This is a genomic window from Pseudoalteromonas sp. S1609, from assembly GCF_005887255.1.
Lineage (GTDB): Bacteria > Pseudomonadota > Gammaproteobacteria > Enterobacterales > Alteromonadaceae > Pseudoalteromonas.
In genome coordinates this window covers 61,650-73,855 of sequence record NZ_PNDJ01000056.1, presented here as the reverse complement: position 1 = coordinate 73,855, position 12,206 = coordinate 61,650, and the positions used below count along the sequence as shown (strand labels likewise).

The window sequence follows — 12,206 nt, the reverse complement described above, 5'->3', positions numbered from 1 at the left end:
AGAACCCGAAGGGCAGCGGATGTTTGGCATTGATGCTGCGTTATCGCCTATTTATGGGGAATAACCACATCACATAGGCTCTGCCTTGCCTAAATACCAAACAGACTGCTGCAAATTCAACCTTGAAAGGTCAACAGACCCTAATTACATTAAATTAGTTATCTATTATAGCAACAAAGAAATAAGTCGATAACAAGGCGAAAATGATGACATATAGTTGTTCTATATAAATAATTTTTAACGCAGGTAGCGGATTATTTAATATGTTTTTAATAAAATTGGTATTAGGGGGCGTATGAAAGTTAAACGCGTTATTGTTTTACATGGCTTGTATATGTCTGGCTTGGTTATGCGCCCGTTATGTTCACGTTTGGAAGAGTCGGGGGTTAAAGTTTTAAACCTAACCTACAATACTCGTGACCCTAATCGAGATGCTATTTTTACGCAAATAGATGAGTTTATTAGCGATGAGCCTTCTGCTTTAGTCTGCCACTCTATGGGGGGCTTAGTTGCCCGCGCCTATTTAGAAGCAAACTCAGCGCCAAGTCATCATGTTGAAAAGGTGATCACCTTAGGGACGCCACATACTGGCAGCCATATTGCTGAAAAAATGCAGCAAAAAGGGTTCGAACTATTATTAAAAAATAGTGTTGAATTTTTACTGTCTAAGAATGGTGATTGGCCTTTTAAAGCCAAGCTATACAGTATTGCCGGCGACTTACCGATTGGTTTAATGCCACTCATTGTAAAAGGCAGCCGCTCTGATGGTACCGTACTGCTAGATGAAACCAAACTTAAAGGTATGGCTGAACACAAAGTGTTTCACTTAAGCCATACCAGTATGATTTACTCTCGCCAAGTCGTTAATTATATTCTTGAGCGCTTGAACGAGGACATTTAGTCCTCGGCTGCAGCGGCCACTTTATAGCTGATCAAAAATATAATACCCAACACCAGCGGCATTGGTGCAGCGATATAACCAAATGTATCAGAGTTTGCAAAACTCGCACCCGCTAAGTGCGCAACTAATCCAACAACAAACGCGACCAAAGCAATACCAATAACGATGAGTTCAGCTTTATTCTCTTTACGTGTTTTAGCTTCCATTATTTCTCTCCGCATCTAATCAAGTAGCCCCTTAACTTAATAAAGTACTCTCTATCAAGTTGGGTTATATTGATTATGCGCTTTACTTGTGCGCGTTTTTTGACCTAAATCAATAAATAAAATAAGTCTGCGCTGCGCCTGTCAAAAGCTTGTTTTAGATCATATTTTATACTCAGCAAAGCACTAAATTTTCTGCTCATGGTAGTATTTCTATAAACACAACCCATATCTATTGAACAGCGTTAGTTAATTTATTTATAAAACCACAGATACGCTGATAGCTTTTAGCTATGGCATCAATATGTATAAACGATTTTATTCATAGACGATTATGAGCAATACTTATTTCAATGAACAATATTTAAAAAATTCATAAAAACGGTTATTTAAGGAGCAAGGTATGTCGCAAGTAAATGCAATTGGTTTAAACAGTACAAAAAGTGAAGATATTATTAAGTCACTGAATACACTTTTAAGCAGCTATCAAATTCAATATATGAATGCCCGCGGTTTTCACTGGAACATTAAAGGCCGAAACTTTTTTGAATTACATTTAAAGTTTGAAGAAATTTATAACTTACTACTATTAAAAGTAGATGAAATCGCAGAACGTATTTTAACGCTTGATGGTGCACCGCTACATGCGTTTTCAGATTACTTAGAAGTAAGTGAAATTAAAGAAGCAAAAGGGATCAGTGATGGCGTTACCGCAGTAGAGAACTTACTTGCCGGATACAGCAGCTTAATTAAAATGCAGCGCGATATTCTTGCACAAGCCGCTGAAGCGGATGATGAAGGTACCGCATCATTAATGAGTGATTACATTAAAGAGCAAGAAAAGCTAGTGTGGATGTTAAAAGCCTACCTAGATTAAGTTATTTTAAAAATAGAAAGCCTCAGTCATTACTGAGGCTTTTTTGTCACTGTACTATTACTATGACAATGCGATAAAAAAAGCCATTTCTAATGCTTTTTCTTCTAAGCTTTTAAAGCGACCCGATGCGCCACCATGCCCTGCATCCATATCAGTTTTAAACACTAAAATATTATCATCCATTTTATATTCACGCATTTTAGCCACCCACTTCATTGGCTCCCAATATTGTACTTGTGAGTCATGCAAGCCGGTTGTCACCAGTATATTAGGGTAGTGTTGCGCGCTAATATTATCGTACGGTGAATAGGCTTCAATAATGTCGTAAAAATGAGGGTCATTTGGATTACCCCATTCATCATATTCATTTGTTGTAAGTGGTATGCTTTCATCTAACATGGTGGTGAGCACATCTAAAAATGGCACATGGCAACCCATACCGCAGTAGAGTTCGGGTGCTTGATTTGCTACGGCTCCCATTAATAAACCGCCCGCGCTGCCTCCCGAGGCAAATACTTTACTTTTATCTGCATAACCTTGTTCGGTAAGTGCTTTGGTTATATCTATAAAGTCATTAAAGCTATTTTGTTTATGCTGTTTTTTACCGTGTTCGTACCATGAACGTCCTAGCATTTCGCTACCACGCACATGCGCAATTGCGTAGACAAAACCACGGTCAAGTAAACTCAGTGATGTACTCGAAAAACTAGGATCTATGGTGATCCCATACGCGCCATAACCATATTGAAATAACGGATTTGAACCATCTTGTTTAAAACTATCTTTACGATAAACCAACGACACCGGTACTTTTACCCCATCACGAGCACTGACCATTAATCGCTCTGACTGGTAGTCTCCTGCGTTAAAATCACCGAGTACTTTTTGTTGTTTAAGTAAGGTTTTTTCACCGGTGGTTAAATCAACATTATAAAGCGAGCCGGGAGTCGTTAAGCTCGAATAGTAAATGCGTGCATGGGTTACACTTGGCTCTGGGTTCATGGCAATAGCAGCGTAATAGCAAGGATCATCAAACTCAAGGCTCATTCGCTCGCTGTTTTTATTAACCACAACAAAACGTGCCTGGCCTTGTTCGCGCTCGCTAAGCACTAAAAAGTCGTTAAATAATTCAACGCCTTCTAATAATACATTTTCACGATGAGGGGTATGTGTTTGCCACTGGCTTTTATCAGCAATGGTGCTGCTTGTCGCGGTCATTAATCTAAAGTTTTTAGCTTGCCAGTTAGTCACTATATAAAAAGTATCCCCAAGCTTATCAATATCAAATTCATGGCCCTCTTCACGCGGTATTAAAGCAGTAAACTCACCTTTAGGCTGATTGGCGTCAAGTATCCACATGTCGTTAGTTTCTGTGCTAGCTAAATCAATAATAATTAAGCTTTCATCACGACTTTTACCTAAGCCCATAAAAAAGCTGCTGTCTTGCTCTTCGTATACCAACACATCTTGGTGTTGCTTGGTCCCTAGCTCATGTCTAAAAACTTGATAACCCAATAAGGTTTTTAAATCCTTTTTTACATAAAATACGGTTTTATTGTCGTTCGCCCAAACAACCTGCCCCTCGGTATTTTCAAGTACATCGTCGAGCATTTTATTATTGTTCAAATCTTTAAAGCGAACCGTGTAAATACGTCTGCCGTCAATGTCCTCAGAGTATGCCATTAATTGCTCATTGGGGCTCAGCGCCACTTCCCCTAGCTCATAAAACTCATAGCCGTTGGCAAGTTCATTAACATCAAGTAGTAACTCTTTATCAGCCATTACCATACTGCTGCTGCGATAATGGCGTGCATATTCATCATCTCCGCGAACCTCTGAGTGATACCAATACAGGCCATCTTTTACCGGTACAGTGTTATCATCTTTTACAATACGGCCTTTAAGCTCTTCAAATAATGCACTTTGTAATGGCTTAATGGGGGCTAACTGCTCATCACAATAGGTGTTTTCTTGTGCTAAATGCGCGAGTATTTCGGCATTTTGTCGTTCATCATCGCGCATCCAATAATAATCATCACTACGTGTTTTTGCGTGAGTTGTCAGCGCATGAGGTTGCTTTTTAGCAATAGGAAAATTAGGCAATAAGCTTAAAGAATAATCAAAAGAAGACACAAAAAAACCGCTTAAAAAATAACAATGGCGGCCAGTTTATCATAAAAATAAAAAAGCCCACTCATAGTTGAGTGGGCTAAAGCGGTATAAATTCGATAACTAAAAACTACGTGCATTTTATTGTTGTCGTTATACCTAAGGGAAGTTGATTTACTGTATTTGCTGCCAAGCCATAGTCCAGCTTTCGCCAACTCCAGGCTCAAACATAGTTTTATGCTTATCTACACGGCAAAACTCGCTAAATGGCCATGCCTTACACTGGTATATATGCCCAGTTTTTGGCTGTAGTACTTTGGTGCCCGCACTATACATATCACCATTTTGAGGATAAATTGCGTCGTATCCGAGGCTATTTACAACAACTAATTTTTTATTTTTTTCAGCGCGATTAAAATGGACCACCGCGCTACAAATACCACTACTTTCAAGTGCAAATATTTTGTTATGTCGATACGCAACAACCAATCCTTGCTCTGTCATTCTGCCAGCGCACACCAGCGGAATGTGCATATTAATATGCTCAACTACCAGTAAACTCCAGGCATGGGGTTCACCCTGCTCTGGAGAGAGTATTTCATAATCAAAAGCTAGCTGAGATAATTCGCCATGCTCATCGTAAAAGCTCACGCTAACCGTATCACCAACAAATAGCTGGCTATACTGATCCAGTCCAAGACAACCAATAGTTAACCATTCTCCACACGCTAATGATGAATGTATAAACACTGCAACACCTTAAAGAATCAAACGTCGCCCATATCATATGGCTTACAACAGGCAAACTAGCTCGTAGGCTAATATGCGTTAACCAATATCGAATGATTTTAATTCGCAATGTTGCAACAATCAAACAAAAGAATGTAATCAAAGTTTAAAAGTAGTACTTAAGTTTAAATTTGCAAGAATAAAAAAAGCCAACCGATTTAACGGTTGGCTTTTTTATTCAACTGCATGATATGTGTGGTATTAACTCACACTCACCTTTTTACTTGCAAACGGGCGTTTAATTAGCGCCCCAATATCAGTTAAAATAATATACAAACACGGCACCAAAATAAGGGTGATTAGTGTTGCAAACATAACAGCAAAACCAAGTGCTACCGCCATCGGTATTACAAATTTAGCTTGTAAACTAGTTTCAAACATAATCGGTAATACGCCAGCAAAGGTAGTAATTGAGGTAAGTAGTATGGGTCTAAAGCGTGCACAGCCTGCTTCAATAACCGAATCTTTTATACTAATACCAGCACGACGCGCCTGATTAATGAAATCAGTCATTACTAATGAGTCATTAATAACTACCCCAGCCGCGGCAATTAAACCAAAGCCCGACATTAAGCTAATGTCTAAGCCAAACCAAAAATGCCCCCATATTGCGCCCGTTAAACTAAATGGAATAACCGACATTACAATTAATGGCTGAGAGTAACTTTTTAGCGGCACGGCAAGTAATATGTAAACTAAAATCATACCGCCAGCAAAAAATAGTAACTGCTCATTAGCTTGAGCTTGTTGTTCTTCAATTGCGCCACCGAGTTCTGACTTGACGCTTGGGTATTCATCTAGTAATTGTGGCAGTAGGTTTTCTTTTACTTGCTTAACCACTTCTCCAGGTTCAATCACTTCCTCATCAATATTGCCATATACATAAACAGTACGATAGCCGCCTTCACGACGAATATAACTAATACCTGGGGTTTCAGTTAACTCAACCACATCTCCTAGCAGCACTTCCCTACCTTGTGGCGTGGTGATAACCGCGTGTTTAAGCGATGAAAACGCTTCACGGGTAAGTTTAGGGTAACGTACCATCACCCGCACTTCTTCACCGCGGCGAATAACACGTTGCGCCTCGCCACCATAAAAACTCGCACCTACTTGATTTGCAATTGAGGCCAAATCTAACCCTAAGTCAAAAGCGACTGGTTTTAAGCTCATTTGTACTTCTTTGCTAGCAGGGTCAATGGTAGAGCTTATGTCGAATAAGCCTTCTTGTTGCTGCAATAATCCAATAAAGCGACGCCCGGCTTCATTCAATGTATCAATGTCAGAGCCATACAGTAAATAGCCGAACTCACCGCCACTACCGCCGCCTCCACCGCCAACATCATCTTGAATAGTTAACGATTTAACACCTGCAATATTTGGCATAGCTTCACGCCAGCGGCGCGAAAGCTCAAAAGCATTATAAGGGCGTAAATCTTCATCAACCAATGGCGCTAGTAGTTGCGCCTCTGTACGACCTTGATTAAATACCAATACATCGCGAATCATTTTTTGCCCTTCTTCGCGCGCTGTTTGCTTATCTATTTCAAGCACCATGGCTTCGATTTGGCGAATAGCATTAATAGTTTGGATGTCTGATACGTTATCGTTCATCTCAAGGTTAATTTGCGGGAAGTCATGCGGCACTTTAGGTGATGGGATCATTCTCACCTGATTAGACGATATTAACGCAAAGGTGAAAATTAATAGCGCAACAAAACTAAATAGCACCGTCCAACGCCACTTTATACAAGTAACAATAAACTGCCTATACGGCCCATTTACAAAACCAAAAAAGCGCTTATTAAAGCGCGCTCGCCAACCGTCAGGGTTAATAGGAGAAAAGTGAGTATGCGCAATGTGTGCCGGTAATATCAGCTTAGATTCAATCAAGCTAAATATTAGGCATAATATTACCACCACTGAAATACCTATAAAAAAGGAACTTTCAGGCCCGCTTGAAAGCGTAAATGGTGCAAATACCGCAATGGTTGTTAGTACACCAAAGGTGGCAGGGGTTGCCACTCGTTTAGCGCCATTAACTACATTAACAACACCGCCGCCTTTTTTTTCTATTTCTGTGTAAGCACTTTCACCTATGACTATGGCATCGTCTACCACAATCCCCAGCACCATAATAAAGGCAAATAAAGACACAATATTAATCGTGATACCAAATAATGGCATCAGCATCATCGCACCTAAAAAGCACACTGGTAAACCAATCATTACCCACAGTGCAAGCTTAAAGCGTAAAAATAACGAAAGCATAAGGGCAACTAAAATTGCACCTTGCAGTAAATTAGCTTTCATCATGTCTAAGCGCGCATTTAGGTAATAAGTAAAGTCCATTAATGGCTCTATACGTACACCCAATGGCAGTTCTTTATTTTTTTGATCAATATACGCTTTAACCGAATCAGCCACCGGAATAATATTTTGATCTTCTGTGGCTTTTACCGATAAATAAACCGCATTTTCGCCATTAAATTTAAAGTAACGTTCACCTTCAACAAACTGATCTTTGATAATAGCGATATCTTGTAGCAACACTTTGGCACCGTTCGCGCCAATTTTTACCGGAATTTGCCTAAACTCTTCACCAGAATAAAACTGATTTTCTACTCGAACCGAAATAACGCCAGCATCAGTTTTTAGTTGTCCGGCTGAAAAATTAGCCGAATAGCGACGTACCGCATTTGCTACATCCGATAAAGTTAAATTATATTGGCGAAGTGTGTCTGGCTCTATTTCTATGGCAATTTCATCCAATGGCACATCGTTTACCACTAAAGATACATTCGATAACTGCAGTAGTTCGTCTTCAACCTGGTTCGCTATTGGCTTAAGCTCATTTAACGGTAAGTCGGCAACTAATGTCATACCAATTACATCTTGGCGAAACTCTATTTGGCTAATGGTGACTGGTTCCATTCCCGCAGGAAAAGTCGCAATACCATCAACTCGCAGTTTTACTTTATCGAGAACGTCGGTAAGTTCTGCGTCGGTGTTAATTTCAAGGGTGGCAGAACCGCCATTACGAAATGCGCGATACACCCCTTTTTTAATTTCGGTAATATCTTTTAACGACTCTTCAACTTTTATTAAGATGCTTTCTTCAATTTCCTGTGGCGACGCCCCAGGGTAGTTTGCATTCACCGTAATATAGTTAACTTCTATATTCGGAAACATTTGTCGCTGAATAGTAAAATAGCTTATAAGCCCCATGACAATGATAAAAAACATCATCAAATTGGCAGCAACAGAGTTGTTAGCAAAATAAGCAATTAACCCTGTTTGTTTACTGGTATTGGGTTGCTCTGTGTTATTCATAACTCACCCTACCTTAAAGCTTTTCAACAGATGCATTGTCTGCTGCATCCGTACTTTTAGTCTCTGTCAAACTAGCTACCTTTACTGCCATCCCTTTTTGTGGATATTCTGGTAAGGTAGTAACAAGCTTGTCGTTGGCTTCTAAGCCATCACTGATATAGAAGTATTCACCTTCTTCACGAATGACTTTCACCTTGCGTGGCTCTAATTGCTGCTCATCATTAACTATCCATACAGTTTGGTTATTTACTAACTCTTGCGGTAAACGATAAATATTATTGAGCATAGTACCGGCAAAGTTTACTTGTACATAGGTGCCAAATTTAATTGCAGGTTGCTGGTTAGTAAGCCCATAAGGGTCTTCAATTCGAATCACTAGACTACTCATACGGGTCGCGTTATCTACAATCCCTAAGTCGCGATCTATCGCTGCTTGGCGAGTAAACCCATTTAATCCTGTTTTAATAACAGTTGCCTTTACCCCTTTAACGCGTTCAGGTAAAAACACACTATCAAAGCCTGCAATAGGAATAATCACCTCGGCCGTTTCAATATTATTCAGCTCGGCAACTTGAGCGCCCATAGTGACAAACTGACCAACACCTACATTACGACTCACCACTAGTGCATCATATGGTGCGCTCACTTCGCAATTATCTAAATCGCGTTGTGCCCTTTTTAATGCAGCTTGCGCCGATTTAACAGCGGCCTGCGCACTCAACACTTGTGGTTTACGTAAAAATAAATCTGTACGCGCTTTATTTGGGAAACGTTTTGCTTCATCTTCTGCAACTTTAGCTTGCGCTTGCTCTTCAATTAACATCGCTTGCGCGCGGGCAAGTTCAGCCTCGGCTTGCAAAACTGCGGCTTCGTAGTTATCTTTTTCAATTGTAAATAGGGTTTCACCGCGGCCCACAATCCCACCGGCTACAAAGCTCGGATGCCAGCTAACTACCTCACCGGATACTTGAGCTGAAAGCTGGGTATTTTCAAGCGGCTGCACTTCACCATAACTATTAATAATAACTTGATGATTATTTGCGGAAACGGCTTCAACCTGCACCGTTGGACGGGTGTCTATGACTTCTTTTTTATCTGACTCTTTTGCAATCGCATTAATTGCAGCAAAACCGGCCACACCTAATGCCAATGCTACGAACGGAAAAATCCACCTAAGTACATTACCTTGCATCTTTTTTTACTCCCAAATTACTATTAGCACCATGATACCAAAGCTTAATGAAACATTAACGTGACATTTGTAAGCAACTGTTACAAAAAAGTATAGGCAAGGTCTTGCTCGATAAAGTATAAACCCTTAGAAAGCCTCGTGGATTCGCTCTATAAATGTATTGTTACAAATTTTTACCATTATAAATCATAAAGCTAAATACTTTGAGTTAGTATTTAGCAAAGATGCTGTGCGAAACCGCATGACACACCGTACAGTAAAATCATATTAACAACTACAAAAGACAAACTATGAAATTAACCGCACTTACCTTGGCGCTTAGTATAGCGCTTGGCAGTAGCTATACTGTTGCTGCCGAAAAAAAAGAAGAAAAAGAGCCACACACATTAAGTGAAATGATTGAAGGCCAAACCGAATTTGTTGGCATTTTTAATCTTTACCAAGATAAAAAAACCGGCGACCACCTAATGGTAATTAACGAGTCACAACTCGATACTCCTTTTGTTTATTTTGCACACACCATTGACGGCGCGACTGATGCGGGCCACTTTCGTGGCGCGTACCGTGAAACAAAGTTAATCGAATTTAGAAAATACTTTGATCGTATCGATATTATTAGCAAAACCCCGCGCTACTTATTTAACGAAAATAGTGCGCTAGCTAAAGCCAGCGAGGCAAACATTAGCGAAGCAGTACTTGCAAGTATAAAAATAGAAAAGCAAGAAGAGGGTAAAATAGCCTTTAATGTTAACAAGCTATTTTTAAGTGAAGCCCTGCATAAAGTATCGCCAACACCTAATCCGAACGATAAAAATGCTAAAAAGCGTTTTAAAGTAGGTAAATTAGATGATAAAAAATCACGTATCATCAAACAGCGCCCATACCCTAACAACCTAGATCTGGTGGTTGATTATGTTTTTACTAATAGTAGCCCAACCGTTCGAGGCTCAGGTGCGATAAGCGATCCACGAAGCGTGTCAGTAAAAGTACAGCATTCATTTGTGGCTTTACCTGAAAATAGTTATCAACCTCGCCTTGATGATGCGCGCATTGGTTATTTCACCAATCAGTTTGATAAAATGACATCAACTGACTGGGCGCCATATCAAGATGTAATTAAGCGTTGGGATCTACAAAAGAAAGATCCAAGTGCTGCACTTTCAGAGCCAGTAAAGCCAATTACTTGGTGGATAGAAAATACCACGCCTATTGAGTGGCGAGATACAGTACGTGACGCTGTACTTGCTTGGAATAGCTCATTTGAAAAGGCTGGCTTCAAGAACGCACTGGAAGTAAAAGTACAACCTGATGATGCCGATTGGGATGCTGGTGACATTAACTATAATGTACTGCGTTGGACTTCATCGCCTAAGCCACCTTTTGGTGGATATGGACCAGCATTAGCTAACCCGCTAACCGGTGAAATTTTAGGCTCAGACATTATGCTTGAGTTTGTATTTATGAAAAACCGCTGGATATACGATACGCTTTATACTCAAGGCACTATGAGCCATACCCAACCAGGAAGCAACACTGAGCTTAATTGCTCTTTAGGTCATGAATTACAACAAAACCTAATACTTGCAAAAGGCTTAGCGAATGGCGCTGATATTGAAGATACTGAAATGTTACGCCAAGGCTTAACTCAGCTGGTTTTACATGAAGTAGGGCATACTTTAGGTCTTAATCACAACATGAAATCTTCTATTTTGTGGGATGAGAAAGAAGTTCACGACAAAAGTAAAACCCAAGGTATAGTAACCGGCTCAGTAATGGACTATGCGCCAGCAAATATAGCGCCAACGGGTGTGACTCAAGGCGATATTTTCCAAACTAAACCCGGTCCGTACGATGATTGGGCAATAAACTACGGCTATAGCGCGGCACTTAAAGATGAAGCAGCAGAACAAGCTCGTCTTGATAAAATACTTGCTCGCTCAAGCGAACATGCGCTTGCCTTTGGTAATGATGCCGACGATATGCGTGCACCAGGTCGCCATATAGACCCTCGCGTGATGATAGGTGACTTGTCGTCTAACCCTGCAGCTTACGGGGCAGATAGAATGGCCCTGATCAATACACTCTTTTCAGAACTTAAAGATAAAGCCACAGTAAAAGGCGAGTCTTACCAACAGCTTGTTACTTCTGCTAACAGCCTATTTGGCCAATACCGTGCACAAGCAGGCGTGGTATCTCGTCAAATTGGTGGGGTTTATGTAGAGCGTGCTGTCGTAGGTGATGAAAATGCAGCTAAGCCTTTTACACCGGTGCCACTTGAGCGCCAAACCCAAGCAATGGCTATTTTAGCTGAGTATGTGTTTGCTCCAAATGTACTGCAAAGCATGCAGCCTTTGTATAACTTTATGCAGCAGCAGCGTCGTGGGTTTAATCATTATGGTAAAAACGAAGACCCTAAACCGCATAAAATGATTTTAGGCATGCAAAAAGGTGTGTTAGCGCAACTACTGCATCCTGCTGTGTTACTACGTATTTCAGACACTGCTTTATATGGAAATGAATACAGCCTTACGCAATTTATGGAGGATTTAACTGCAAGTATCTTTGTTGATAACAAAAACGCTAATTCAATCAGTCATAACTTACAGATTGAATACGTAAATCAGCTTATTGCAATTGCAGGCTTAGAAAAAGCAAGTAAATACGATAACTTAGCGAAAACAGCCGCGCTATATCAGCTAACTCAAATAGCCGATCAAGATGTTGCATGGGGTGCAGACACCGCAACCAAAGCACATAAAAAGTATATTGATCGCTTAATTAGCAAAGCGCTAGAAGCGTAAA

The 12,206-nt window shown here is 40.3% G+C and carries 8 protein-coding genes; 3 read left to right on the top strand and 5 right to left on the bottom strand.

Features of this window, described 5'->3' with window-relative positions:
* The first annotated feature begins 295 nt into the window (after window positions 1–295).
* Window positions 296–901 (top strand): PGAP1-like alpha/beta domain-containing protein, encoded by a 606-nt coding sequence (locus tag CWB76_RS14795; RefSeq protein ID WP_138608659.1) that lies wholly within the window; start codon window positions 296–298, stop codon window positions 899–901.
* Here CWB76_RS14795 and CWB76_RS14790 read toward each other — a convergent pair.
* Complete coding sequence (locus CWB76_RS14790) at window positions 898–1,107, bottom strand: hypothetical protein (RefSeq protein ID WP_008112863.1); 210 nt, start codon at window positions 1,105–1,107, stop codon at window positions 898–900. The two genes, CWB76_RS14795 and CWB76_RS14790, sit on opposite strands and share 4 nt — an antisense overlap.
* A gap of 400 nt (window positions 1,108–1,507) precedes the next feature.
* Between CWB76_RS14790 and CWB76_RS14785 the strand changes: the two genes are divergently transcribed.
* Entirely contained in the window at window positions 1,508–1,981 is a 474-nt protein-coding gene (locus CWB76_RS14785) for a Dps family protein (protein ID WP_008112861.1), read from the top strand.
* Window positions 1,982–2,041: 60 nt separating this feature from the next.
* On the opposite strand, the gene CWB76_RS14780 is transcribed toward CWB76_RS14785, so the two are convergent.
* The 4 genes from CWB76_RS14780 to CWB76_RS14765 form a co-directional block, all read right to left on the bottom strand.
* Complete coding sequence (locus CWB76_RS14780; RefSeq protein WP_138608657.1) at window positions 2,042–4,114, bottom strand: S9 family peptidase; 2,073 nt, start codon at window positions 4,112–4,114, stop codon at window positions 2,042–2,044.
* A gap of 150 nt (window positions 4,115–4,264) precedes the next feature.
* On the bottom strand, window positions 4,265–4,840 hold the full coding sequence (locus CWB76_RS14775) for a chitin-binding protein (protein ID WP_138608655.1): 576 nt from the start codon (window positions 4,838–4,840) through the stop codon (window positions 4,265–4,267).
* A gap of 240 nt (window positions 4,841–5,080) precedes the next feature.
* Window positions 5,081–8,212 (bottom strand): efflux RND transporter permease subunit, encoded by a 3,132-nt coding sequence (locus tag CWB76_RS14770; RefSeq protein WP_138608653.1) that lies wholly within the window; start codon window positions 8,210–8,212, stop codon window positions 5,081–5,083.
* A gap of 13 nt (window positions 8,213–8,225) precedes the next feature.
* Window positions 8,226–9,404, bottom strand: coding sequence for an efflux RND transporter periplasmic adaptor subunit (locus tag CWB76_RS14765; protein WP_138608651.1), 1,179 nt, complete (start codon window positions 9,402–9,404; stop codon window positions 8,226–8,228).
* A 290-nt stretch (window positions 9,405–9,694) separates the two neighbouring features.
* Between CWB76_RS14765 and CWB76_RS14760 the strand changes: the two genes are divergently transcribed.
* Complete coding sequence (locus CWB76_RS14760; RefSeq protein ID WP_138608649.1) at window positions 9,695–12,205, top strand: zinc-dependent metalloprotease; 2,511 nt, start codon at window positions 9,695–9,697, stop codon at window positions 12,203–12,205.
* The last annotated feature ends 1 nt before the right edge of the window (window position 12,206 follow it).

Excerpts from the sequence above, each read along its gene's own strand:
- CWB76_RS14770 (WP_138608653.1), bottom strand. The coding sequence starts at position 8,212 with ATGAATAACACAGAGCAACCCAATACCAGTAAACAAACAGGGTTAATT.
- CWB76_RS14785 (WP_008112861.1), top strand. The coding sequence starts at position 1,508 with ATGTCGCAAGTAAATGCAATTGGTTTAAACAGTACAAAAAGTGAAGAT.
- CWB76_RS14765 (WP_138608651.1), bottom strand. The coding sequence starts at position 9,404 with ATGCAAGGTAATGTACTTAGGTGGATTTTTCCGTTCGTAGCATTGGCA.
- CWB76_RS14795 (WP_138608659.1), top strand. The coding sequence starts at position 296 with ATGAAAGTTAAACGCGTTATTGTTTTACATGGCTTGTATATGTCTGGC.
- CWB76_RS14760 (WP_138608649.1), top strand. The coding sequence starts at position 9,695 with ATGAAATTAACCGCACTTACCTTGGCGCTTAGTATAGCGCTTGGCAGT.
- CWB76_RS14790 (WP_008112863.1), bottom strand. The coding sequence starts at position 1,107 with ATGGAAGCTAAAACACGTAAAGAGAATAAAGCTGAACTCATCGTTATT.